This is a genomic window from Arthrobacter sp. TJ-170, assembly GCF_058269305.1.
On record NZ_JBZCNL010000002.1, the window covers coordinates 60,285 to 84,592 of the forward strand.

Here is a 24,308-nt window from a genome sequence, read left to right on the forward strand (position 1 = left end):
CAGGCCTCGTGCCGCTGCCGTCCGAGTCTTTAGTGGGGGTCCTGGGGCACGACCGCGCCCGCTCCTGCGAGCTGGGTGATCGCGATGTGGCTGGGCTCGCCGGCTTCCTCAATGAACTTCAAGGCCAACGCGGCCTCAGGAACGTGAACGTGCACGCGCCAACGGTAGCCTTCCTCGACTTCTGTCACGGCGCTCATGATCACCGAATCGCCCACCTCGTCCAGGTGCAGGCGCAGGGTCGCGGCGTCGAGGGGGCTGAGGTTTATGGTGCACATCACTTCGACGCCTTCAGCGGGCATGCTGCTGTGGATATGCGGTGCCTGGACGTCGTAACCGTGCAGGCCGTCGAGTAGCTCGTCCTGCAGCTCTTCGCCCAGTGAGGCTGCACGGAGCGCGTCCATGATGAGAAGGAACCCCACTCCTCCGGCATCCACGACTTGCGCTTCGGTGAGCGCTCCGAGCTGGCTTTCGGTGTGCACGACGGCTTCGAGCGCGGCTTCCACGGCGCCCTGCAGGGTCATGGCGAGCGCGTGATTGCTGTCATCACCCTGGTTCGACTGGTCCACTGTTGCCGCGCCGATGGCTGCTGCCTCGAGGACAGACAGCATGGTGCCCGGAACCGGGTCGCTGAGTGCAGACCAGCTTCGGATCTGCGCGCGGTTGAGAGCGGTTGCCAGCAATGGCCCGGACAGTCGGGAAGCACCGTGAAGAGGCTCGGCGATCGCCGCCAGGAAGACGGCGAAAAGCGTGCCGGAATTACCGCGGGCATCCTCCATGGCAGCCTCGCCCGCGATTTTCAGCAGGTCGCCGAGATCGTGTGTGTCGAGCTCCGCAATAGCCTGTGCTGCCGCTCTAACGGTCAGGTAGAGGTTGGTGCCGGTGTCACCATCGGCCACCGGGAAGATATTGATGGCATTCAGCCGGTCGCTGTGATTGCCGAGGGATTCTTCAGCCTTGCCTAACCATCGCTTCATCGCTGTTGCGTTTGCGGTGATTTTAGTCTGCAAAGTGATCCCATCCCACGGTGGCTGGAGACTGTGACCCGACGGTCACTTCGGCAAGTCCGGCCTCTATCGAGCCTACCGCAGTGAAGCCCGCCAGCGGCATAACGTTTGGGTTAACCGCGGCCAGCAGCCCGTGGTCCTCCCCGCCGCCGAGGACCCATTCAAGGGGGTCTATAGCCAGCAGATCAGCGGCCGGTGCCAGCGGTCCGGCAAGGCGTCGGAGAGCTGCCGGGTCGAAGTCGATCCGTACTGAACTGGCGGAGGCGAGGCGATGCGCGTCCCGCACCAGGCCGTCGGAAATATCCATCATCGCGCTTGCTCCGGCGCCAGCCGCGGCTGGGCCCGCGTGCAGCGGCGGACACGGCCTGCACTGCAAGTCGATCAGTTCGCGATGTTCAGCTCCCAGCGAACTGTAGTCATGGGCGGACTCCAGCAGCGCCAACCCAGCTGCTGCGCGCCCTACCGTGCCGGCGAGCACAACGACGTCCCCTGGTTGCGCACCGGACCGGACCACCGGGAGGCGCCCATCCAGGGAACCGGTGGCGGCCGCGGTGACTGAGATTTCCGTCCCCCGTCCGAGGTCACCACCGACCACTGCGCAGGTGGAGGCGCCCAGTTTACGGATCGCTGCGGTGAGACCGTCAGCGAGATCCTCGACCCAGGAAACCTCTGTACTTCCGGGCAGGGTAAGGCTGACCACCAGGCAGGTGGGGCGGCCGCCCATGGCATTGATGTCGCTGAGATTCTGGGCGGCAGCCTTCCACCCGACGTCGAACCCCGTGGTTCGGTACCCACTGGGCCACTGCAGCCGAAAGTCCATGTCCTGGACCTGGGTGTCGATGGAAACCACCACCCTGCCGTCCGGAGCGGCTATTAGGGCCGCGTCGTCGCCGGGCCCTAGGAGGACCCCCTCAGAACCACTGTGCCCTCCCCCGAGGCGTGGCAGGATGCGCTGCAGCAGGGCAGCCTCGCTCAAGTGGGCAACGGTGAGTGGCATGGTTCCACCGTACTTGCCGGAAAGGACATTTAAGTGATCATCAGCGGCAGCTTTGAGAGCCACTGGACTGCACGTTCCTCGCCCTGCCACTTCGTCAGCCACCAGCACCTCCAGAAGCCCCCTTGAGTTTCCCCAATCACTGTGGGACTGTTCACACATGGCAAGCGACTCAGTTAAGGTCAACGATCGGGTCCGGGCACCGCTCGGCGCCTCCTACTGGAAGCTGTGGACCTCCTCCGGCCTCTCCAACCTTGCCGACGGCGTCTTCAAGATCGCGCTGCCACTGCTCGCGATTCAGTTCACCCAGTCGCCCACACTGATTGCAGGACTGACCTTCGTCGCTACGCTTCCATGGCTGCTCTTCGCGTTGACGGCCGGCGCACTGGCGGACCGGCTGGACCGCCGCCGGCTCATGCTCGTAGCCAACCTCACCCGCGCCGCGTTGCCCGTCTTGCTCATCGGAGTCATCCTCCTTGACCTCGGGTCCATCTGGGCGCTTTACGTCACGGCGCTCCTGGTGGGAGTAGCTGAAACCCTCTACGACACGTCCGCGCAGTCGATCATGCCGCAGCTGGTCCACCGCGATCAGCTTTCACGGGCGAACGGACGGCTCTACGCCGTCGAACTCGCAACCAACCAATTCATTGGCCCTCCTCTGGGCGGACTGCTCGTCGCAGCCGGAGTCATCGGTGGATTCGCCGTTCCCGCTGCGCTGTGGCTGGCCGCCGTCGGCGCCCTGTTCCTGGTACGCGGAAGCTTCCGCATCGAACGCGAAGAGAAAACCACCCTGCGGTACGACGTCGCCGAAGGCCTGCGGTTCCTCTGGAACCAGAAGATCCTGCGGACACTCGCCGTGATGACGGGAACCTTCAATTTTGCTTCCAGTGCAGCCTTTGCCCTCTTTGTCCTGTTTGCCGTCGGTCCGTCGTCAGCCATGCAGCTTTCCGAAGTGGGTTTCGGAGTGCTGCTCACCACCTCTGCGCTCGGCGCCTTTCTCGGCTCCTTCATCTCGGAATGGGCCGAACGGAAGCTGGGACGGTCCAGGTCCCTCGGCCTGACGATCCTTGGTGGTTCCTTCTTCGTCGGAGCACCCGCGCTCACCGACAATCCCTACATCCTCGGGTTCGTGTTCTTCATCGGCGGCATGCTGGTCATGCTCTGGAACGTCATCACCGTATCCCTGAGGCAACGCATCACACCGAACCGGCTGTTGGGACGCGTGAACAGCGCGTATCGCCTGCTCGCGTGGGGCATCATGCCGCTGGGCGCCGCAGCCGGCGGCCTTCTTGCGCAGTGGCTGGGACTGCAGGCGATGTTCGGCATAATGGGCGTGCTCACGCTTGCCCTGCTGGCCCTTATGCCGATCCTCACAGACAGGGCAATAGACGCGTCCGACGTCGAATCCTGAAGTCTTCTAGCCTTGCGCCTCCCAGCGGTGGGAAAGTAGGGTATGGTCACCGAAACTGACGTGCGGCGGATCTGCCTCTCGCTGCCGGACGTCGTGGAACGACCCAGTTGGGGTCAACCCGCCTGGTTCGCCAGGACCCTGATGGCCCGCATCTGGGAACCGGGAGTGCTGACCGTAAAAGCCCGGGAGCGCGATGCTCTCGCGGGCTCCGACCCGGAAACCTACTTCTGGACGCCGCATCACGAGAGGTCGCCACAACTGGTCCTCACCCGGCTGCCCCGGCTCTAGCTGGAGGAGCTCAACGAACTGCTTGAGGATTCGTTCCTGCTCGCCGGTGGCCGGCTGGCCAAGAGGTAGTCCCTCGCCTATTGGATGCGGCTCAGGCGTCCGGCGCGTCCTCGCCCCGGTCCACCCGGAACGGGTGCCGCCGCAGCGCCCGCTAGGCTTTAATCCATGCCTTTGAAACTGCACGCTTTCGTCCGCGCCTCCGGCTCCGGTGTGCTGCTCGTGGCATCGCTGAGTGCCTGCTCCCCCATCGTCGATGTTGATGCGGCTCCGGATGCCGTCAACCCGGCGTGCGCCAACGTCATGGTCGCTTTGCCGGAACAGGTTGCGGGAAACGACCTGCGGGAAACGAACAGCCAGGCCACGGCGGCGTGGGGTGACCCGTCGCAGGTGGTCCTCAGGTGCGGAGTCGAGGTCCCCGGACCCACCACCGATGCGTGCGCCTCAGTGAACGACGTCGACTGGATCATCCAGGAATCCACGGAGACGGATATCTGGACGGCCGTAACCTACGGCCGCAACCCGGCCGTCGAGGTTCTTTTCGACCCCAACCAGGTCGCTTCCAGCACGGTTCTGGTCGATCTCGGCGGTGCGGTCTCGCAGGTCGAGCAGACAGAAAAATGTTTGAGTCTGAACGACACGGTGGACTTGCCCACGGACAGCTAGCACCGCCGTCGTTCTCACGTTCTACACTGGGGCTCGATGAAAACTACCGATTCCACTCCCCTGTCCGGTACCCAGTACACCCTCCAGCACGGTCCCTACACGGCGTCGATCGCCAGCGTTGGAGCGACCCTGCGCTACCTCCGCCATGAGGACCGCGACCTCGTGGTGCCCTATGACGCCGGGGAAATTCGGCCGTCCTTCCGGGGTGCGGTGCTGGTGCCCTGGCCAAACCGGGTGGTGGACGGCAAGTACTCCTTCAACGGTGAGTCGCATCAGCTCGCGCTGACCGAGCCACAGCGCTCCCACGCCATCCACGGCCTGCTCGGCTGGGTGGACTGGACACTGGTCGATCAGTCTTCTGCCGCGGTCCGTTTGGCGGCCTCGGTCATCCCGCAGAAGGGCTACCCGTTCCGCCTCGAGGTTGAAGTGCTCTACACGCTCGACGACGACGGCCTCGCGACGACGATCACCGCCGCGAACCCAGGACCCTCCGCAGCCCCCTACGGCGCATCGGCGCACCCATACCTCGTCGCCGGCGAGGGACTCGTGGATGACTGGACACTGCAGGTCCCCGCGTCAACGGTCCTGCAGGTGACCGAAGACCGGCTGATCCCCACAGAGCTCACCGGCGTGACGTCGTCGCACTTTGACTTCCGTGAACCGCGTCTCATCGGGGATACTTTCGTTGACCACGCCTACACGGACATCACGTACGACGACGGCGCCGCCACCGTTTCGGTGCACGCAGCAGACGGCCGCGGCGCGGCCATCACCTTCGACGAGTCATGCACGTGGGTACAGATCCACACCGCGGACAAGCCGAACCCGGCGGTGTCGCGGCTAGGCCTTGCAGCCGAACCCATGACGTGTCCGCCGGACGCGTTCAACTCCGGGACAGACCTGATCGTCCTGGAGCCCGGGGACAGCCATTCGGTGGGGTGGCGCATTCACGCGCTATAGCCCCTACGGAGTCCCCGGCGGCGTGTGGCAGGAGCCGGTGGAGCCGCGGACCAGGAACTCGGGACGAAACGAGACCGATGCCGGGACGTCTTCATTCACGACGGACTCGATGGCGGCCGCCACGATGGCCGACTCGTCCCAGCCGAAGGTGGTGAGCCCGGGGCTGACGAGCGGGGCCATCTCGCTGTCATCGAACCCCATGATCGAGACGTCCCCGGGGATGGACAGATCGAGGGACCGGGCCGCCCGGTAGGCACCAAAAGCGAGTGAGTCGCTCAGGCATAGCAACGCCGTCGGACGCTCCGGCCGGGCGAGAAGGACGGTTGCCGCCTCTGCCGCTCCAGCTACCGACGACGTCGACGGCGCCACGGCAACGCTCAGCCCCATGTCCGCGCCCAGTTTTTCCACCAGCAGCTGCGCAGGGCGCCCCGGCGTCGACGGCAACGACGGCGCCAGCAGCCCGACCGAACGATGCCCCAGTTCGGCGAGGTGACCAAGGGCACTGCTAATCCCGAACTCGTTGTCGAAAAGAACAGTACGGGCAACCGGGCGGTGAAGCAGCGCGTCACCGACCGACACCAGCCGGATCCGTTCCGGCACGTCGGCCCAGTACAGGGCGGACGGGTCCACGGGAAACACTATTGCGGCGTCAACCCGGCGGGTCGCGAGCGTGCGCAGCGCGTTCTGCTCACGTTCCGGCGATGTGTCCACGTCAGCGATGGCCGAGAACATGGCCTGGTCGTGCAGTGCTTCCGACAGCATCACCGCGAGGCCCTGCCGCCAGAGGTCTCCCAAGGATCCGATGATCGCCACGTTGCCGCTCCGGCCGCCCGCGAGGGCCCGCGCTACCGGATCCGCCGTCCATCCCATCTCCTTGGCAATGGCCTGGACTCGGGCAACCGTCTGCTCCGACCCACGGAGCCCACGCAGCGCGTAGGACGTGGCTGCTTTGGAAAGCCCCGCCGCCCGGGCGATGTCCTGTAGGGTTGCCCGCTTCGGCTCTGTCATCGATTGGTGCCTGCCGCGCTTAACGCAGGCCCGTCCTGCGATGCAGCGCCAACTCGATGAGTTCGTCGATCAGCTCCGTGTAGGTCAGTCCTGACTTGGCCCACATTTGCGGGTACATGCTGATGGGTGTGAACCCCGGCATGGTGTTGATCTCGTTAATGATGAGATCACCGGCAGGTGTGTAGAAGAAGTCGACCCGGGAGAGCCCTTCCGTACCGAGAGAGTCGAAAGCGCGGGTAGCGAGCTCCCGGACCTTGTCCGTCACAGCGGGCGGGAGGTCGGCGGGGCAGCTCAGCTCGGCCGCGGAACCGTCAACGTACTTCGCCTCGAAGTCATACCATTCGTGTTCACCGGGCTGGACCGCAATCTCTCCGGGCAGGCTCGTCCGTGGCGCTTCCGTTCCGCGGCCCTGCAAGACGGCGACCTCGATCTCACGCCCAACAATTCCGGCTTCGACGATCACCTTCGGGTCGAAGGCCCGTGCAGTTTCCACAGCGGTCTCCAGTTCCGCCGGTGAGGTCGCCCGGGAGATGCCCATGGAAGAGCCGGCGCGGGCCGGCTTGACGAAGACGGGGAAGCCCAGCTTCGCGGCGCGGTCAAGGCATGCTGAACGGTCACGAGCCCAGTCCCGGTCAGTAATGACCTCGTAAGGTCCGACCGTGAGCCCGGCGGCGGCGAACACCACCTTCATGTAGTGCTTGTCCATCCCGACTGCGGACGCGAGCACGCCCGCACCGACGTAGCGCACGTCAGCCATCTCGAGCATGCCCTGCAGGGTGCCGTCCTCACCAAAGGGACCGTGCAGCAGCGGCAGTACAACGTCCACCGCGCCGAGGCTGCGGGGCAGCTGCTCGGAGGCAGTTGCAACAAGTTCCTGCGCCGTTCCGCCGTCGGACGCCGTCGCCAGTACCACCGGCTCCGATGACACGGGGACTTCCGGAAGCACGGTGGAGCGCAGCGACCACTGGGAGGGGTCGGAGGAGACAAGTGACCACTGGCCGTTCTTCGCGATGCCCACCGGAACGACGTCGTACTTGTTCCGGTCGATTGCGTCCAGCACGCCCGCAGCGGTCACGCAGCTGACGGCATGTTCGCTCGAACGCCCACCGAAAAGCACAAGGACGCGGGGCTTCGCAGATGAGGTCACAGTTAGCCTTCGGATTTCAGTTCGCGGGCCAGCAGTCGCGGGCCAAGGTCATGTACGGACAGGTTTCCCTGAAGTACGGCAACAACACTATCCGTTATCGGCATATAGACATCGAGTTGGCGCGCGAGATCAGCCACAGCCTGCGCGGATTTGATGCCCTCGGCGGTCTGGTTCATGTGGGTTGTGACCTCGTCCAGGGTGAGTCCCTGTCCCAGGAGCCTGCCGGCGGTGTGGTTGCGCGAGAGCGGTGAGGAGCAGGTGGCGATCAGGTCTCCCATGCCGGCGAGTCCCGACATGGTTTCGGGTTCGCCTCCCAGCGCAACGGCCAGACGGGTTGTCTCGGTGAGCCCGCGCGTGATGACAGAGGCCTTGGTGTTGTCCCCCATCTGCTTGCCCTCGCAGATACCTACGGCCAGTGCAATCACGTTCTTCACGATGCCGCCGATTTCCACACCCACCACGTCGGTGTTGGTGTAGGGGCGGAAGTACGTGGCGGTGCAGGCCGCGGCAACCCACGTGGCTACCTCGGCGTCCGGGCAGGCCACCACCGAGGCGGTCGGCTCGCGGCGTGCAATCTCCATGGCAAGGTTAGGGCCGGAGACCACTGCGATGCGGTCCGCGGGCAGGCCGAGCTCCTGGGCCAGGACCTGGCTCATGCGGTCATCCGTGCCGACTTCCAGGCCCTTCATGAGCGAAACGACGACGGCGTCAGGCGAGATCAGCGGTTTCCAGGCTGAGAGCTGGGACCGGAGGGACTGCGCGGGAACGGCAATGACCACGAGCTCGACGCCGTCAAGAACCGCCGCGACGTCGGCGGAGCACCGGATGTTGTCCGGCAATACCGTGTCCGCGAGGTAACGGCCGTTGGTGTGGCGGGTATTGATTTCATCAGCGATTTCCTGACGACGCGCCCACAGCCGCACCTGGGTGCCGTAACGCGCACCCGCGTCCGCGAGCACCTTGGCGAAGGTGGTCCCCCAGCTGCCGGCCCCCAGCACGGCAACGACGGCGGGTGGCCGACGCGTCACTGACCCTCACCCGCGGGGGACTCGAAGTTCCTGCCCGTCTGCTTCTGCTTTCGTGCGGTGGGGTCCCACCGCTCCGTGGGCGGCGTTTCGCCGCGTAGCTCGGCAACAAGCTCAGTAAGCGCGTCCATGATGCGGGTGGTCGCTGCGTCCAACGTGGTGCGCGTGATGGGGCCGCCCCGGAAATCAGACAGGTCTACCGGCTTCCCGACAAGTACGCGGGATCTCTTGCGCGGGAACAGATACAGCCGTTTCGCGTACCGCGGGAACACCTCCTGCGCACCCCAATGCGCAATGGGCACAACCGGCGCGCCGGTCTGCAGGGCCAGCCGCGCTGCTCCGGTCCGGCCCTTCATAGGCCACATGTTCGGGTCACGGGTCAGCGTGCCCTCGGGGTAGATGATGATTCCGCCGCCGCCCTCAATGGCCTCTTTGGCGACATCGAGCGAGTGGTTAGCTCCCGCCGTCGTGCGTTCCACCGGCACCTGCAGTGTGGCGCGCAGCACTGTGCCCATCACGGGGACCTCGAACAGCGAGGCTTTCGCGAGAAAGTGTGGCATCACCTTGTTGTTGTAAAGGAAGTGCGCAATCACTATCGGATCGATCTCGGTGACGTGGTTGGGGCAGACAATGAAGCCGGTGTCGCGCGGAAGGTTCTCGGCTCCGCTCCATTTCTTGGCCATCAGGGCATTCATGAGCGGCCGGATGAAAGCCGCGAGGACCGCGAACGTGGCGCGGGAGGAGACTGGTTCCGTCATGCTGATGCGGCCGCGCTTAGCGGCCGGTTCCCGGCTCTGAGGATTCGGCGATGTCGAAGTCCGCGCCGAGTCCCTCAAGCTTGCCCTGGAACCGCTCGTAGCCGCGGTTGATCAGCTCGATGCCGGTGACACGGGACGTTCCGTTCGCTGCCAGTGCGGCGATGAGGTGGCTGAAGCCACCGCGCAGATCCGGCACGTCGATGTCGGTTCCGTGCAGCTGCACCGGACCGGAGATCACGGCGGAGTGCGAGAAGTTCCGCTGACCGAAACGGCACGGAACACTGCCGAGGCATTCACGGTGCACCTGGATGTTGGCGCCCATGCGGACCAGCGCGTCGGTGAAACCGAACCGGTTTTCATACACGGTCTCGTGCACGATCGATACGCCTTCAGCCTGGGTGAGTGCAACGACCAGCGGCTGCTGCCAGTCGGTCATGAAGCCCGGGTGGACGTCCGTCTCAAGCACCAGCGGCGATAGTTTCCCGCCCGGGTGGTAGAAGCGGATGCCGTCGTCGTTCACATCAAACGCCCCACCGATCTTGCGGTAGGTGTTCAGGAAGGCGGTGAGGTCCAGCTGACGGGCGCCTTCAACGTAGATGTCACCACGGGTGACGAGCGCAGCTGACGCCCACGACGCCGTCTCGTTGCGGTCGGAGATGGCCTTGTGGTTGAAGCCACTGAGCTTGTCCACACCCTCGATGCGGATGGTGCGGTCCGTCTGCACTGTGATGATGGCGCCCATCTTCTGCAGCACGGCAATGAGATCCATGATCTCCGGCTCCACAGCGGCACCGCTCAGTTCGGTGATGCCCTCGGCGCGGGTAGCTGTCAGCAGTACCTGCTCGGTGGCGCCGACGCTCGGGTACGGGAGCTCCAGCTTGGCGCCGTGAAGGCCCTTCGGAGCGGAGATGGAGATACCGCCGGGGCGCTTGTCCACGACGGCGCCGAAGTTCCGCAGCACCTGCAGGTGGTAATCAATGGGACGGTCACCGATCTTGCATCCACCCAGATCAGGGATGAAAGCCTCGCCGATGCTGTGCATGAGAGGGCCGCAGAAAAGAATAGGGATGCGGGAATCACCGGCGTGGGCGTCGATATCCTTGGACGCCGCCATCATGGCGTTGGCGGGATCCATGGTGAGATCGCCCGTCACCGGATCCTTGGCCACCTCGACGCCGTGCAGCTTCAGAAGGCTGGTCACGACGTCAACGTCCTTGATTTCAGGGACGTTCCTCAGCACCGAAGGTGCACTTCCCAACAGCGCCGCAACCATTGCTTTCGGCACCAGGTTCTTGGCGCCGCGGACGGTCACCTTGCCTGCAAGGGGGACACCACCACGGATTGTCAGAACGCTACCCATGAACACCTATTTCCTTCAACGTGTAAGCCCCAACAGCAGATAAGACCCTTGCTAAGCATAGGAGCTACTGTTACCAGACTGAAATACCGACGGCCCCCGAGCGGGATCGTGTTGGATCGTTATGATCCCGACAGGTAGTTCAAACGGCCGGGTTCAGCCCAGAATTCCGGTGTAGCGAGTGATTTTCCTTGCACCGGTGTTGGAGTCTAGGTGCGGACGGGCAGCGTCTTGGGTTTGAAGCTTGGGCGTTCGGCCTCGTAGGCAGTGATGTCCTCCTCGTGTCGGAGGGTCAGCCCGATGTCATCGAGTCCCTCCAGAAGGCGCCAGCGCGTGTAGTCATCGATCTGGAACGTGGCAACGATGGAGCCGCACGTCACCAGGCGGGACTCGAGGTCCACGGTGATCTCTGTGCCCGGGTGGTTCTCGAGCTCTTTCCAGATCAGTTCGATGTCATCCTGGGCCACCTGGGCCGCCACAAGCCCCTGCTTCCCGGAATTGCCGCGGAAGATGTCCGCGAACCGGGACGAGATCACCGCCCTGAACCCGAAGTCCTTCAGCGCCCAGACAGCGTGCTCACGGGAGGAACCTGTGCCGAAATCCGGTCCCGCAACCAGCACGGAGCCGCGGTTGAACGGCTCCCTATTAAGGATGAAGTTTTCATCCTTACGCCACGCTGCGAACAGGGCGTCTTCGAATCCGGTGCGGGTGATCCGCTTCAGGTAGACGGCGGGGATGATCTGGTCGGTATCCACGTTGCTCTGCCGCAGTGGAACACCGATCCCGGTGTGCGTGCTGATCTTTTCCATGGTGTTCTCCTCTTGCCCGAATCAGGCAGCGTGGCTTGTGGAGCCGTTCTCAGCGGGCAGCGCAGCGCCCGGCGGTACGGGATCCAGGTCCGAGGGTGAGCTCAGGGTTCCGCGTACGGCGGTGGCTGCGGCAACGACTGGAGAGACCAGGTGGGTACGCCCTCCTTTGCCCTGCCGGCCTTCGAAGTTGCGGTTCGACGTCGACGCGCACCGCTCCCCCGGCGCCAACTGGTCCGGGTTCATACCCAGACACATCGAGCAGCCGGCGAAGCGCCATTCGGCGCCGAAATCCTTGAAAACCTTGTCCAGGCCCTCTGCTTCGGCTTCCAGACGCACCCGGGCGGAGCCCGGGACCACCATCATGCGGATGTTCGGGTCTTTCTGCCGACCGCGGATGATGTCCGCGGCAAGACGCAGGTCCTCGACCCGGCTGTTGGTGCAGGAGCCCAGGAAGACGGTGTCCACCCGGATGTCCTTCATCTGTGTACCGGCTTCGAGCGCCATGTAGTCAAGCGCGCGCTGGCACGCAGCCTTTTCATTCTCATCGGCGAAATCGTCCGGGGAAGGAATGGCCTGGCTGAGTGACACGCCCTGTCCGGGATTGGTTCCCCAGGTGACGAAGGGCTCCAGCTCATTGGCATCCAGGAAGACTTCGGCGTCGAAGGTCGCGTCGTCGTCGGTACGCAGCGTGCGCCAGTTCTCGACGGCGGCGTCCCAGTCCGCGCCCTCCGGCGCGTGCGGGCGGCCCTTGAGGAATTCAAAGGTGGTCTCATCCGGCGCGACCATGCCGGCACGGGCACCGGCTTCGATCGACATATTGCAGATGGTCATCCGTGCGTCCATGGACAATGCCCGAATGGCGGAGCCGCGGTATTCCAGCACGTAGCCCTGCCCGCCGCCGGTACCGATCTTGGCGATGACGGCCAGGATGATGTCCTTCGAGGTGACGCCCGGCTTGAGAGTGCCCTCGACGTTGATCGCCATGGTCTTGAACGGGGTCAGCGGGAGCGTCTGAGTAGCCATGACGTGCTCCACCTCGGACGTACCGATGCCCATCGCCAGCGCTCCGAAAGCACCGTGTGTGGAGGTGTGCGAGTCTCCACACACCACGGTGAGGCCGGGCTGCGTCAGGCCGAGCTGTGGGCCGATGATGTGCACGATGCCCTGCTGTGCGTCACCCAGTGAGTGCAGCCGCACTCCGAACTCCTTGCAGTTCGCCCGCAGGGTTTCGATCTGCGTCCGGCTGGTGGGGTCGGCTATGGGACGGTCGATATCGATCGTCGGAGTGTTGTGGTCTTCGGTGGCGATCGTGAGATCGGGCCGCCGCAGCTTGCGGCCGGCCAGCCGGAGGCCTTCGAACGCCTGCGGCGACGTGACCTCATGGACGAGGTGCAGGTCAATGTAGAGCACATCGGGCTCGGCCTGGCCGTTGACGACCTCACCCTTGCGCACAATGTGCGATTCCCAGACTTTCTCTGCGAGCGTCTTGCCCATGGCCGGTTCCTCCGCGTGCCTTCGATCAGATCTTTCAATAACTGAAGCAGGAGCGCGGCGATCCGCGCTAGTCCAGATACTTGCGTCTCAGATAATGAGACGGCAATATCAGTCTATGGACAATTCTAGTGGTGTCGGCGTGATTGATAAAGCAGCACTTGTGCTTGACGCATTGGAGGCCGGACCAACCACGCTCGCCCAGCTGGTTACCTCAACCGGGCTCGCCCGCCCAACCGTGCACCGGCTTGCCCAAGCACTCGTCCACCACCGTCTCGTCAGCCGGGATATCCAGGGGCGCTTCGTCCTGGGGAGCCGCCTCGTTGAGCTTGCTTCGGCCGCCGGCGAGGACCGCCTGATTGCGTCCGCCGGTCCGGTCCTGCTCCAGCTACGCGATGCGACCGGAGAAAGTGCCCAGCTCTTCCGGCGTCAGGGCGATGCGCGCGTCTGCGTCGCCTCCGCTGAACGCCCGATCGGTCTCCGCGACACCATTCCGGTCGGCACACAGTTGTCCATGAGGGCAGGATCCGCTGCGCAGTGCCTGCTCGCCTGGGAAGACCATGACCGGCTGCTCAAGGGTCTTCAGAACGCCCGGTTCACCCCCACTGTCCTTGCCGGAGTACGACGGCGCGGCTGGGCACAGAGTCTCGGCGAACGTGAGGCCGGGGTTGCGTCGGTCTCGGCCCCGGTGCGCGGGCCTTCCGGACGCGTGATTGGTGCGGTGTCGATCTCCGGACCGATCGAGCGTCTCACCCGCCAGCCCGGCAGAATCCACGCCGAGGTCGTGGTGAACGCCGCCCTGCAACTGACCAACGCGATCAGCAAGTCAGCCGAATAGCAGGTGTTGGTGGACGTCGCCCAATAGGCTGGCCCCGTGACCAGGTACGCGGTATTTCTTCGGGGCGTCAACGTCGGCGGGATCACCATCAGGTCCGCAGACCTACGGGAGACCTTCGGTGCACTCCCGGTGTCGGACGTGCAGACGTTGCTGGCATCAGGGAATGTGGTCTGTAGCAGTGACCTCACGGCGGCCGATCTGAAATCCCAGAGCGAAGATGCCCTGAGGGAGCGCTTCGGATATGAAGCCTGGGTCGTGGTGCTGGAGGCGGACACCGTACAAACCATTGTGGCCGGTTGCCCTTTTCCCGCGGACGACCCTGCCACCCACACTTACCTCACGCTCTTCTCGGACCCCGCGGTGCTCACTGAAATGGTCGAATTGGCTCGTTCCATCGACGAACCGATCCACAGGCTGGGAACGATCGCCGCGGCCTGGCAATCACCGAAGGGGAGCACGCTTGATAGCCCGCTCAACGCATTCACCAACCGGGCCCGTTTCAAGAGTGCAACAACCACCCGTAACCTTCGGACACTTCAGAAGGTGCTCGTCGCCCTCCGAGCCTGACTACCGGCGGGAACGTGCAGCCTCAACCGCCCGAACGAAGTTGTTATAGCGCTCGATCTCGGCGGCGGCCGGTCCAACCGCCACAGCTTCCGTGGTCTCCGTGATCGAGCCAACCAGGCGCCGTCGTACGCGTTTTCCTCGCCGGCGGGCGCCGAGGCGGGCCAGGCCGGCGCACAGGATGCCGAGCGCTATGCCCGCGGCCACTCCCCCGACCGCGAGGAGCGTGGGGACAGGGATCCCCTCGACCGTCGGTGATTCGGGAACCGGGAACTGCAGGAATCCGAGGCCGGCCAGCAGCGCCAACCACCCGATGCCAACGACCATCGCAGCGAGGAACAGCCACTGGAGCACACCGGCGACCGGCCACCACCAGGCACGGGATCCGGAGGTGAAATCGGTGCGGGCAACGGCCTCATCCAGGCGCTCGAGCAGCTCCGGCTCGGGGCTCCTCGCTGAATCCCGGATGGCCGTCTGCCACGGTTCCACCGCCCCGCTCGAAAGCTCTTCACCGAACGTCCGCAACGCGCGGTCCACGGACGCCCGCTGGGCGGGACCCGGCTCGGGAAGGGAGGTCCGGCCCACGAAGTCCTGCACATCGCTGCGCCTGAGGTTCAGGCGCCGCAGCGGATCGGCACGGAGGTTCCCGAGCCATCGCGTCACGGGCCACCCTGTCACCGCGTGCGCATCACGGCGATAGGAACGCACGACGGCGTCAATCACCGCATCGGCGCCGGTCGCGCCTGCCAACCGGTCCGAGAGCGCACTGCGCGCCGCTTTCGACGGCGGCGGAAGTTCCGGTCCGGTGAATTCCCGCAGGGACTCGACGGCCACATCGACGTCCGCCGACAAGCGTCCGGTTGCAGCTTCCTTCCGGCGCACAATCGCACGAACTTCCTCCGCCAGCCCAGCCAGCCCGGTACCGGTGACAGCGGAGATCGAGTGCACCACCGCAGAACCGTGCCCCTCCGAGGCAAGGATCTGCTTGAGTGACCCGGTTACCTGCGTGAGGTCCTGCGCGGAGAGGCGGTCAGACTGGTTCAGCGCAACGAGGATGACGGCCTCATGCGTTGCCAGCGGCTCCAGGAACTCGCGGTGAAGCGCGGCATCCGCGTACTTTTGGGGGTCTGTGACCCAGAGCAGCACATCCACCTGCCCGGCGAGCCGTTCGACGATCGCACGGTGGCCAAGCGCAGTGGAATCGAAATCAGGAAGGTCGAGCAGGATAAGCCCGCCATCGGCGGAACCGTTCCGATTCGGGCGGTGACCGTTGCTGGACACGGCGAGCAGGGGCGACCCATCCGGCATCACGTGGCGGTTCTGCACCTGCAGCCAGTCGAGCAGGTCTGCGCTGCCGTCCTCGCCCCAGATCACGGCGAGGGGTTCGGCGGTTGTCGGTCGGCGTGCCGCGACATGGGCAAGGTCGGCGCCCGTGAGCGCGTTCAGCAGGGAGGACTTTCCGCTCCCGGTGGGCCCGAAAATGCCGACAACGGTGTGTGCCGACGAGAGCGATCTGCGCGAGCTGGCGCGGTCCAGCACGTCGTAGACCGCCCCGAGCTGATGTTCATCCACCCGCCCCTCAGCGAGTTCGCGAGCGGTGTTCAGCGCCTCCAGCCGGACCTGCAATCGGGAGGATGATGCCTCCCCGCGGTGACGGCTCACTGGCTGCCCTCCGGCGCAGGAGCTTCATTGCGCAAGTCTTCCGCTACCGAGCGCCGTTCCGTAAGGTTGACTGCCAGCGCGCGCAGATCCTGCGACGACGGTTCGTCCGCCAGAACCTGAAGCCTGTCGGTAAAGCTCCCGCGCTCGGCGGCCATGAGTCTTTCGCACCGCTCCTGTAACTGCATGCGGGCGGTCTTGGTAAGCCGACGGACTGCTTCCTCGCCGAAGATCGCCTCAAGGAGTTTCTGGCCGACAACCGCGGACCCGCCGGCGATGAGCACTTCCCCTCCGGTGAGCCCCGCCGTGGAAGCGAACACCACGATCATGAGCGCCACGGCAACACCGTTGACGCCGAAGGAGAGCATCCGGGCTGCGAATCGCTTGTCTTCGCCCTCGGAGCGGACAAGGTCCAGCAGATCCTTCTGCCAGGCACGGATTTCGCGGGCGACCGTATCGGTGAAGTCCGGCGACATGACCGGAGTTCCAGGTTCCAGCAGTGCGCGTCCGGCGGCCTCGGCACGCCATTGCCGTTCCGTCCGGTCCGCAGCTTTCGCCGCTTCCTCCACGATCACGGTTTGAAGCCCGGTCTCGATGGCGTTTTCCACAGTAACTGCGCGCGGCGGTTTCCCGGTGAGGAAGCCGCCGATGCGGTCACGAATGCGTCCAACCGTTGATTCGAGACCCCGCATGAATTCCCCCGTGCCGACGAAGTCCTGCCAGCGGGCCAGCACCTCTCCGCGCAGGAGGGTGCCGTCCTTGGTTGATTCGAGGACGGCATCGAGGGCGGTTTCGTAAGACTCGTGTGCCGCTCCGTCGAGCCGCGCAGCAGTCTCTGCCTGCCGGTCTACTGCATCTGCCACCTTCGCCACCCTGTGCCCCAGTGCGCGCAGTGCGCCCTCGAGGGTACGCCGGGCGATCTCCCGCCGTCCCTCAGCGTCGGCGGCGATGGCACCCAGCCAACGCCGCAGCGGGTCAACGCTCTCGGGCGGCAACATGCCGAGCGGGTCCAACCGTTCCTCAGGGATCACGAAGATGGGCGCGTGTCCAAGCTCCTCGGCGGCGAGCAGCGTATGCAGGTCCGCCCGAATCTCCTCTTCGACGCCGTGTGGAACACGGTCCAGCACGACGGCGAGCAGGATGTCCCGCTGAGCTGCTTCCCTGAGCAGATGCCAGGGAACGGCGTCGGCATAGCGGTTGGCTGTGGTGACGAACAGCCACAGGTCAGCTGCCGCGAGCAGCTGTGAGGCGAGGCGGCGGTTCTCATCAGCAATTGAGTCGATGTCCGGCGCATCCAGCAGTGCCAGCCCAAGGGGAATTGTTGGGTCCGGCTGCAGCAGCAACGCAGCTGCTCCGCCGGCGTCGTTCGAGGAAGAGATCTGCGACGCCGGTACGGTCTGCGCTTCCGCGCTAACGACGACGGCGCGCTGCCGAGCCAGCGACGGCAGCACGCGGTCGCCTGCGAACCAGTGTCCTTCAGCAGGGTGGTGCAGCAGGATCGGTTGCCGGGTGGTGGGTCTGATCGCTCCGGACCGCGTAACCGGGTGTCCTACAAGGGCGTTGACGAGCGTGGACTTGCCGGCTCCGGTGGACCCGCCCACTACGGCCAGCAGCGGCGCGTCCAGGCTCTTGATGCGGGGCAGGATGTAGTCATCGAGTTGCGCTGCGGCGGCGTGCGTTTCACGCCGGGCTTCAGTAGCACCCGGAGACTCCAGGGGGAACGTGAGGCTGGTGAGCGTTTTGCGTACGCTGCCCAGCAGCTCGGCAAGCCCCGCAGCATCGGCGTCGGGCAGCGAGGCATCCATGGTCCCATCATGCCAGTTCCCGAGGATTCGGCGGGGATTGACCGATTAAACGAAAATTCCGCCCCAACCGTGACCGATTGAGGCGGAATCTTTGTGACCCCAGCGGGATTCGAACCCGCGTTACCGCCGTGAGAGGGCAGCGTACTAGGCCGCTATACGATGGGGCCAGTACTATGTTGTTTGCCGGTTTCCCGTCAAACAAGCTAGATGATTCTTTCACATCCGATGCTGTGAGCCAAATTGATTCGAACCATGATGCCGACGTGGCGATCCGCTCAATTTTTGCTGTTTCTACAGCGCTGGGGTACCAGGACTCGAACCTAGAATGTTGGTACCAGAAACCAATGTGTTGCCAATTACACCATACCCCAATGGCACTTTTCGGCGGTTTTCCTTGCTTCGCAGCAGGTCAACCCCGTCCGCGCCGAGATACGACTTTACCGGATTCCCTGCACGATTCGCAAAACGTCGTCCAGAGCAGTAATCCGGCGGACTGAGAAACCGTCATCCTGACCGCCGCGACGGTCCAACCAGACGCCGATCAGACCGGCTGCGTCCGCTCCCTCAGCGTCCAACACGAGGTTATCGCCCACATAGAGGGTGCACGCGGGGTCGGTGCCAAGCCGCCGGGCGCCTTCCAGGTAAATCGCCGGGTCGGGTTTGGCCACCCCGACCGCATCTATTCCAACGAGCGCTGCAACCCGCTGCAGTCCGGCCTTGTCCAGCTTGGCCCGCTGATAGTCGTGCACATTGTTGCTGACGGCACCGTACGGAATTCCCTGCAGGTCCAGCTCGTCAAGGACAGGAACGACGTCGTCGTAGGGTTCAAAGTGCAGCGGCAGTATGGCCTCGTACGCGTTGTTCCACCGCACTGCAGCTTCACCCTCAAGGGGGTCGGCGATGAACGATGCCTGGGCATGCCGCGCACGGTGGATGCGCTGTTCCGTGAAGGTCAGCTTCCCGGCGAGAAACTGTTCGTAGTAGCCGAGCGGGTCCCGCGTATACAGATCCTTGTATTCGATCCACTCCGCCTCGCTGAGGTGCGCAAGCGTCTCAGCGCCGATGTGATGGAGCGTGCGCCCCATCGCTGTGGCGAGGTCCACCAGCGTGTCGTCAATATCGAACAGCACGCCTTGGATAGCCGGCAGAGCGGACTCACTGTTCACGCAGCGACCTCACCCGAGCCAGCGATGATTCCTTGCCGAGAATGACCATGGACTCGAACAGGGGCGGTGAGATCTTGCGTCCGGAAACCGCTGTGCGCACGGGCCCGAAAGCGACGCGCGGCTTCAGTCCCAGTTCATCGACGAGGGCTGCACGCAGTGCCGCCTGGATGGACTCAGCGTTCCAGTCCTGAACCGGCTCAAGAGCGCGCAGGGCAGCATCAAGGACCTCCTGGTAGTTCGCAGGCAGGCCCTTGCGGGCGTCTTCAGCGACCTCGATCTCGTTGTCCGCCCTGAACAGGAAACCGAGCATCTCGGGAGCCTCCCCGAGCAGGGTGATTCGTTCTTGGATGAGCGGCGCAGCCTCCGTAAGGATCGCCAGTTCGCGAGGGCTGGTCGTCTGGCCCAGCAAACCTGCGGAGTGCAGATACGGAACGAGTCGCATCCGGAAGTCCTCCGGGTCCAGCAGACGCACGTGGGAACCATTGATCGCTTCGGCCTTCTTGACATCGAAGCGTGCCGGGTTGGCGAGAACGTCATGGACGTCGAACTTCTCAACAAGCTGCTCGACGGTGAAGATGTCCTCGTCAGCACTCAGTGACCAGCCCAGCAGCGAGAGGTAGTTGAGCAGACCCTCACGGATGAAGCCGCGCTCGCGGTGCAGGAAGAGATTTGATTCCGGGTCCCGTTTGGACAGCTTCTTGTTGCCCTGGCCCATCACGTACGGGAGGTGGCCGAATAGCGGCATGTAACGGGCGACGCCAATATCGATGAGCGCGCGGTACAGCGCTATCTGGCGCGGCGTCGAGGAGAGGAGGTCCTCACCACGCAACACATGTGTGATGCCCATCAGCGCGTCATCAACGGGGTTCACGAGCGTGTAGAGCGGAGCACCGTTCGCCCGTACTACTGCGAAGTCCGGAACGCTCCCGGCAGCAAAAGTGATATCCCCGCGCACAAGGTCCGTGAAGGTAATGTCCTCTTCCGGCATGCGCAGACGCAGGACCGCCTGCCTGCCGTCCGCTTCATAGGCAGCTTTCTGCTCCTCAGTGAGATCGCGGTCGAAATTGTCGTATCCGAGCTTCACATCCCGTCCCGCTGCCTTGTGCCGCTCCTCAACCTCGTCCGGTGTGGAGTAGGACTTGTAGAGGTGGCCGGCGGAGACCAACCTTGAGATGACGTCCTGGTAGATCCCACTCCGCTGGGACTGACGGTAGGGCTGGTGCGGCCCGCCAACTTCGACGCCCTCGTCCCAGTCGATACCGAGCCATTTCAGCGCGTCGAGAAGTTGCCCGTAGCTTTCCTCACTATCGCGGGCGGCATCCGTGTCCTCGATCCGGAAGATCATTTTTCCGTCAGTGTGCCGTGCGTACGCCCAGTTGAACAGGGCGGTACGGATCAATCCGACGTGCGGCACACCGGTTGGAGAGGGACAGAAGCGGACGCGAACGGGAGTTTCGGGCGTGACGGTGGGGAGATCAGCAGTAGTCATGATGGACCCCAGTCTACTGTCCGGCTGTCAGCGCTCCGGCAGGGAAGCTAGCGGCGGACGGGGTTGGAAAGCCGTCCGATTCCTTCGATTTCCACTTCGTACCGCTGGCCCTCCGTGATAAGGCCGACCCCGGCTGGGGTGCCCGTGAGGATGATGTCGCCAGGCAGAAGCGTGAAGGCCTGGGAGACGTAGGAAACGAGCTCTTTCACGCCCCAGATCATCTGGCTGGTGGAGCCGTCCTGCTTGAGTTCGCCGTCCAGCCAGCCGCGTACGGCAAGGTTCTCAGTGTCGAGTTCCGTTTCGATCCACGGCCCGATCGGGCAGGAGGTGTCGAACCCTTTTGCCCGGGCCCATTGGTTGTCCGTTCGCTGGATGTCACGGGCTGTGAGGTCATTGGCGCAGGTGTAACCGAACACGACGTCATCGACGCGATCAACAGGCACGTCCTTGCAGATTCGGCCAATGATGACTGCGAGCTCTGACTCGTAGGAGATTTCCTCGGAGAAGGAAGGAAGGACAACCGGGTCCCCGGGACCGACAACCGAAGTGTTGGGCTTCAGGAACATCAGCGGAGCGGGCGGCACCTCGTTGCCCAGTTCGGCGGCATGATCGGCGTAGTTCCGGCCAATGCCGACAACTTTGCTGCGGGGAATCACGGGAGCCAGCAGCCGAACGTCCTCAAGCTTGTGGCGCGCCCCGGTGGGCTGGACACCCCCGTAGAACGGGTCGCCGCTGATGACGGCTACCTCTTCCTCCCCCTCACGTCCTTCAACAAGGCCAAACGCTGGATCATCATTGAGCACAAAACGGGCGATACGCATGGACCTAGGCTAGTACAGACCCAACCCGAAAACGCGAGAGACCGTTCGAAGGACCGGAGTCCTCCGAGCGGTCTCTAAACCGTGCTTCATTAGTAACTGTCAGTGAGGCCAATCGTCGATCAGGATGCCATAGGTGACAACGCCCGTTTTCGGTGCGCTCGCTTTGTCCTTGGCTACAGCCGCAGAGCCGCCTCCCAGTGCCAGGGCCGCCGTAAGCAACAGAACTGCGGAGAGTCTTTTCATAACGGGTTCCTTTGAGTTAGGAGTGCCGAGGCTCTGACACCAGATTGATTCAGTATACGAAGCGGTTGTGATATGCAACACCCTCAGGCCCCCGGATCAGTTTCCGTTCTTTGCTTCCTGTTCTTCCACGGCCCCTGTTTCAACCGCGCCTTTACGCATAAACTCAGGGACAGTCACGTCGGATCCGCCGGGAATCCCCCGCCCGTCCGGCACAACCTCAAGAAAAAGGGGGAAACGTGGCAGCCCAGCAGTCGGGTGAATTGGTGATGCGTGAGCTGCGGGCGCGTGAAGCGTGGAGTCAGCGCGACTACCCTGCTGCGAGACAACTCGCGGCAGCCGCCGTGGTACTCGCGGCGCAGACCGAAGATCACCATGCCTGGTGGAATATGACGTTTCTTCAGGCCGAGTGCCTACGCGAGGAAGGGTCCCTCGATGACTCCCTCCAATACGCTGAGGCGCTCAGCATCAACAGCCTCACGCTGGAATCCGCAGCACTCAAGGCACGCGTCCACACCCTTGCCGCGGTATGCCAGCAGGGCCTAGGACATCTGGACCAGGCAGTGGAAAGCGCCACGATCGCCTTGAAAAGCGCGGCCACCGTCCCCGATGCTCCCGAACTCCAGATAGAGGCGCACCACGCGCTCATTGCCGCTCTGGCCGAGAGCGATCGGCTGGACGAAGCCTGGAGCACCTGCCTTGACCTTTCCACCCACATCACGCCGGGTATCCACAGGCAGACGGCGGGTAAGGCATTCTGGGTGATCGGGAATGTAGCGTTCATGCGACACCAGGTCAACGACGGCACCCGCTTCCACCGGCTTGCAGCGGACCATCTCGCTCCCAACAACGACCTGGATCTGTGGGCGCGGTTCAACCGCGCATCCGCTTCACGGCGTCTGGCCGCTGGTGTTGTGGATGCGCAGACCCTTGAGTGCATCGAACGGGCCGAGGTAGCCAGTTCCATAGTGGGTGGCACCGAACGGGATCAACTGCAGCTTTCACTGACCCGCGCGCACTGGCTTTTCCTGACAGGCCAAATCAATGCCGCAGTGGAACGCTTGCGGCCTATTTGCGCGGAGGGCTCGGCTCTTTCCCGGCAAACCGAGGGAGAAGCAAACCTGCTCCTCGGTCAGGCACTATCAGCACGGGGCGAATGGGTTGAGGCACTGGCCCACTTCGAGACGAGTGAACAGTGCTTCAACGAGGCCGGCGCGCCGGACCGGGCAGCGCATGTCCGGGACATTGAGGCCAAACTGAGAGCCTGAGTGAAAGCGCTACGGGCATGCAAAAGGCCGTGGAATTGGATCAGACTTCCAATCTTCCACGGCCTCTTTGCAGTCCGGAGTGAAGCGGACCATTGCGGGCAATTACTAAACAGACCGGTACGTGCTGTCCGGCCAGTTGCCGCTCTTCGTTGTCGTTGTAGTGTCCGGCCAGTTACCGCTCTTGGCAGCCTGAGCAGCCGTGCCGCCCCCAACCAGAAGCAACGCAGTCAGCAACAGAGTTGCGGAGACCTTCTTCATACTTATTCCTTGTCACTTGATGGACGCAGAAGAACGAATTGCCTTCTGCGGTGCACAGCACCCCCAGTATATGGATCTGGCTCAAGCAAATCAGTCACTTTTGTCTCATCTTTTCCGCAGTTTTCTCGCGCTTTTAGAGAAATAAAGAACTCCTGCCACACCACTGACAATATTGGCGGATCATTCTGAGAGAATTATCCGCGGGGACCCATCCGAGCACAGCGTTGGAACGAGGCCATGAACAATACAGCGGAACCCGGACATCATGTTTTCCTGGAATTGCGCGCCCGCGACGCCTGGGCTCAGCGGGATTACGGTGCCGCCCGAGAAATCGCTGCTGAGGCACAGCGTGCTGCAGACGCCAACGGGGACGAGAACGCTTCCTGGAATATGGCGTTCCTACAAGCGGAGTGCTTGAAGAAAGAAGGCCTGTTCGAGGAGGCCGCTTTGAGCGCGGAGACGCTTCGTGGGCACCACCTGACACATCGATACTCTGACCTGGCGGCCAGAGTTTCCACTTTCCTCGCCGACACCCTCATTGGACGTGGCAATCTTGAGGCGGCTGTAGTTGAGGCGCGCCGAGCAGTTGATGCTTCTGAACAGGCTTCCGGGTCGCCTGATCTCCGGATTCGTGCCGAACACGCCCTCATCGCCGCGCTCGCAGAGAGCGACCAGATCGATGATGCCTGGAACGAGTGCCTTCGGCTGGCAGAGCTCATCACCCCCGAAGTGAACTCACAGACTGCCGGTAAGGCGTACTGGGTCATAGGAAACGTGGCGTACCTCCGCCGGGATGCGGCTGTCGGAACCGACTACCATCGGCGGGCGGCCAGCCATCTCTCACCCTCGAACGACCTCGACCTGTGGGCGCGGTTCAATCGCGCGTCCGCTGCGCTTCGCCTGGCCGGCGGCGTCGTGGAACCGGAGACGCTGGAATGCATCGAGCGGGCCGAGCTCGCGGCGTCGATCGTCGGAGGAAGTGAACGCGACAAGATTGAGCTGTCCCTGACCCGCGCGCACTGGCTGTTTCTTACCAAGCAGTTCGACGCCGCCGCCGAGCGGCTCAGGCCGATCTGCGAGGCGTCCTCCCTCATTGCAAGCCAGACCGCGGCGGAAGCCTACATGCTCCTGGGTCAGACACTGGCTCGGTCCGGGGACCCGCTTGAGGGCCTGTTCCAGCTTGAGAAAAGTCAGGAACTGTTCAGGCAATCAGGAGCCCCCGACCGGGAGGCTCACGTGGGCGCACTGATCGACGAGGTCGTTCGAAAGGCAGAGGCCTAGACAT

General features: G+C 63.9%; 24 protein-coding genes and 2 tRNA genes. 8 read left to right on the top strand and 18 right to left on the bottom strand.

Annotated features, from left to right (window positions below; genetic code table 11):
- Nucleotides 1–29: 29 nt before the first annotated feature.
- Nucleotides 30–974, bottom strand: coding sequence for a DAK2 domain-containing protein (locus AC4D1W_RS04250; protein WP_490888990.1), 945 nt, complete (start codon nucleotides 972–974; stop codon nucleotides 30–32).
- A gap of 22 nt (nucleotides 975–996) precedes the next feature.
- Entirely contained in the window at nucleotides 997–2,001 is a 1,005-nt protein-coding gene (thiL, locus tag AC4D1W_RS04255; protein WP_490898217.1) for a thiamine-phosphate kinase, read from the bottom strand.
- A gap of 157 nt (nucleotides 2,002–2,158) precedes the next feature.
- Here thiL and AC4D1W_RS04260 point away from each other — a divergent pair, with 157 nt between their 5' ends.
- From AC4D1W_RS04260 to AC4D1W_RS04275, 4 genes are all read left to right on the top strand, one after another.
- Nucleotides 2,159–3,409 (top strand): MFS transporter, encoded by a 1,251-nt coding sequence (locus AC4D1W_RS04260; protein WP_490897923.1) that lies wholly within the window; start codon nucleotides 2,159–2,161, stop codon nucleotides 3,407–3,409.
- Nucleotides 3,410–3,451: 42 nt separating this feature from the next.
- Nucleotides 3,452–3,697, top strand: a complete 246-nt coding sequence (locus AC4D1W_RS04265) for an MmcQ/YjbR family DNA-binding protein (RefSeq protein WP_490897924.1) — start codon at nucleotides 3,452–3,454, stop codon at nucleotides 3,695–3,697.
- Between the two features lie 165 nt (nucleotides 3,698–3,862).
- A complete protein-coding gene (locus tag AC4D1W_RS04270) occupies nucleotides 3,863–4,360 on the top strand; it encodes a DUF3515 domain-containing protein (protein WP_490897925.1) in 498 nt (165 codons plus the stop codon).
- Between the two features lie 36 nt (nucleotides 4,361–4,396).
- Nucleotides 4,397–5,320 carry an aldose 1-epimerase family protein gene (locus tag AC4D1W_RS04275; RefSeq protein WP_490888997.1) on the top strand — a complete coding sequence of 308 codons (924 nt, stop codon included), beginning with the start codon at nucleotides 4,397–4,399 and terminating at the stop codon, nucleotides 5,318–5,320.
- 3 nt (nucleotides 5,321–5,323) lie between these two features.
- Here AC4D1W_RS04275 and AC4D1W_RS04280 read toward each other — a convergent pair whose 3' ends face one another.
- From AC4D1W_RS04280 to leuC, 7 genes are all read right to left on the bottom strand, one after another.
- Complete coding sequence (locus tag AC4D1W_RS04280; protein WP_490897926.1) at nucleotides 5,324–6,328, bottom strand: LacI family DNA-binding transcriptional regulator; 1,005 nt, start codon at nucleotides 6,326–6,328, stop codon at nucleotides 5,324–5,326.
- Between the two features lie 19 nt (nucleotides 6,329–6,347).
- A complete protein-coding gene (locus tag AC4D1W_RS04285; protein WP_490898218.1) occupies nucleotides 6,348–7,490 on the bottom strand; it encodes a D-alanine--D-alanine ligase family protein in 1,143 nt (380 codons plus the stop codon).
- On the bottom strand, nucleotides 7,478–8,503 hold the full coding sequence (locus AC4D1W_RS04290) for an NAD(P)H-dependent glycerol-3-phosphate dehydrogenase (RefSeq protein ID WP_490897927.1): 1,026 nt from the start codon (nucleotides 8,501–8,503) through the stop codon (nucleotides 7,478–7,480). Before AC4D1W_RS04290 ends, AC4D1W_RS04285 begins: the two co-directional genes overlap by 13 nt.
- Nucleotides 8,500–9,258, bottom strand: coding sequence for a lysophospholipid acyltransferase family protein (locus AC4D1W_RS04295; RefSeq protein ID WP_490897928.1), 759 nt, complete (start codon nucleotides 9,256–9,258; stop codon nucleotides 8,500–8,502). Before AC4D1W_RS04295 ends, AC4D1W_RS04290 begins: the two co-directional genes overlap by 4 nt.
- A 16-nt stretch (nucleotides 9,259–9,274) precedes the next feature.
- Nucleotides 9,275–10,618 (bottom strand): UDP-N-acetylglucosamine 1-carboxyvinyltransferase, encoded by a 1,344-nt coding sequence (murA, locus tag AC4D1W_RS04300; RefSeq protein WP_490889005.1) that lies wholly within the window; start codon nucleotides 10,616–10,618, stop codon nucleotides 9,275–9,277.
- Between the two features lie 206 nt (nucleotides 10,619–10,824).
- Nucleotides 10,825–11,424: a 3-isopropylmalate dehydratase small subunit gene (gene leuD, locus AC4D1W_RS04305; RefSeq protein WP_490889007.1), complete on the bottom strand. Its 600-nt coding sequence runs from the start codon at nucleotides 11,422–11,424 to the stop codon at nucleotides 10,825–10,827.
- A 21-nt stretch (nucleotides 11,425–11,445) separates the two neighbouring features.
- The gene (leuC, locus tag AC4D1W_RS04310) at nucleotides 11,446–12,918 is read right to left on the bottom strand and encodes a 3-isopropylmalate dehydratase large subunit (protein ID WP_490897929.1); all 1,473 of its coding nucleotides are present in this window, start codon (nucleotides 12,916–12,918) and stop codon (nucleotides 11,446–11,448) included.
- A gap of 115 nt (nucleotides 12,919–13,033) precedes the next feature.
- Here leuC and AC4D1W_RS04315 point away from each other — a divergent pair, with 115 nt between their 5' ends.
- Both AC4D1W_RS04315 and AC4D1W_RS04320 read left to right on the top strand, forming a co-directional pair.
- Nucleotides 13,034–13,753 carry an IclR family transcriptional regulator gene (locus tag AC4D1W_RS04315; protein WP_490889010.1) on the top strand — a complete coding sequence of 240 codons (720 nt, stop codon included), beginning with the start codon at nucleotides 13,034–13,036 and terminating at the stop codon, nucleotides 13,751–13,753.
- A 36-nt stretch (nucleotides 13,754–13,789) separates the two neighbouring features.
- Nucleotides 13,790–14,320: a DUF1697 domain-containing protein gene (locus tag AC4D1W_RS04320; RefSeq protein WP_490889012.1), complete on the top strand. Its 531-nt coding sequence runs from the start codon at nucleotides 13,790–13,792 to the stop codon at nucleotides 14,318–14,320.
- On the opposite strand, the gene AC4D1W_RS04325 is transcribed toward AC4D1W_RS04320, so the two are convergent.
- From AC4D1W_RS04325 to AC4D1W_RS04360, 8 genes are all read right to left on the bottom strand, one after another.
- Nucleotides 14,321–15,979, bottom strand: a complete 1,659-nt coding sequence (locus tag AC4D1W_RS04325) for a GTPase family protein (protein ID WP_490897930.1) — start codon at nucleotides 15,977–15,979, stop codon at nucleotides 14,321–14,323. It lies immediately after the preceding gene.
- Nucleotides 15,976–17,781, bottom strand: a complete 1,806-nt coding sequence (locus AC4D1W_RS04330) for a dynamin family protein (RefSeq protein ID WP_490897931.1) — start codon at nucleotides 17,779–17,781, stop codon at nucleotides 15,976–15,978. Before AC4D1W_RS04330 ends, AC4D1W_RS04325 begins: the two co-directional genes overlap by 4 nt.
- A 94-nt stretch (nucleotides 17,782–17,875) precedes the next feature.
- A tRNA-Glu gene (locus AC4D1W_RS04335) sits at nucleotides 17,876–17,948 on the bottom strand.
- A gap of 132 nt (nucleotides 17,949–18,080) precedes the next feature.
- Nucleotides 18,081–18,152: transfer RNA gene (locus AC4D1W_RS04340), tRNA-Gln, on the bottom strand.
- A gap of 66 nt (nucleotides 18,153–18,218) precedes the next feature.
- Complete coding sequence (locus AC4D1W_RS04345; RefSeq protein ID WP_490889019.1) at nucleotides 18,219–18,947, bottom strand: HAD family hydrolase; 729 nt, start codon at nucleotides 18,945–18,947, stop codon at nucleotides 18,219–18,221.
- On the bottom strand, nucleotides 18,937–20,436 hold the full coding sequence (gene gltX / locus AC4D1W_RS04350) for a glutamate--tRNA ligase (RefSeq protein WP_490897932.1): 1,500 nt from the start codon (nucleotides 20,434–20,436) through the stop codon (nucleotides 18,937–18,939). Before gltX ends, AC4D1W_RS04345 begins: the two co-directional genes overlap by 11 nt.
- Before the next feature lie 47 nt (nucleotides 20,437–20,483).
- Complete coding sequence (locus tag AC4D1W_RS04355; protein ID WP_490897933.1) at nucleotides 20,484–21,257, bottom strand: fumarylacetoacetate hydrolase family protein; 774 nt, start codon at nucleotides 21,255–21,257, stop codon at nucleotides 20,484–20,486.
- Nucleotides 21,258–21,356: 99 nt separating this feature from the next.
- Nucleotides 21,357–21,500 (bottom strand): hypothetical protein, encoded by a 144-nt coding sequence (locus tag AC4D1W_RS04360; protein WP_490897934.1) that lies wholly within the window; start codon nucleotides 21,498–21,500, stop codon nucleotides 21,357–21,359.
- A gap of 236 nt (nucleotides 21,501–21,736) precedes the next feature.
- Here AC4D1W_RS04360 and AC4D1W_RS04365 point away from each other — a divergent pair, with 236 nt between their 5' ends.
- Nucleotides 21,737–22,765 carry a hypothetical protein gene (locus AC4D1W_RS04365; RefSeq protein WP_490897935.1) on the top strand — a complete coding sequence of 343 codons (1,029 nt, stop codon included), beginning with the start codon at nucleotides 21,737–21,739 and terminating at the stop codon, nucleotides 22,763–22,765.
- Between the two features lie 105 nt (nucleotides 22,766–22,870).
- On the opposite strand, the gene AC4D1W_RS04370 is transcribed toward AC4D1W_RS04365, so the two are convergent.
- The gene (locus AC4D1W_RS04370; protein ID WP_490897936.1) at nucleotides 22,871–23,023 is read right to left on the bottom strand and encodes a hypothetical protein; all 153 of its coding nucleotides are present in this window, start codon (nucleotides 23,021–23,023) and stop codon (nucleotides 22,871–22,873) included.
- Between the two features lie 237 nt (nucleotides 23,024–23,260).
- On the opposite strand from AC4D1W_RS04370, the gene AC4D1W_RS04375 reads away from it, so the two are divergent.
- Entirely contained in the window at nucleotides 23,261–24,304 is a 1,044-nt protein-coding gene (locus AC4D1W_RS04375) for a hypothetical protein (RefSeq protein ID WP_490897937.1), read from the top strand.
- Nucleotides 24,305–24,308 lie beyond the last annotated feature (4 nt).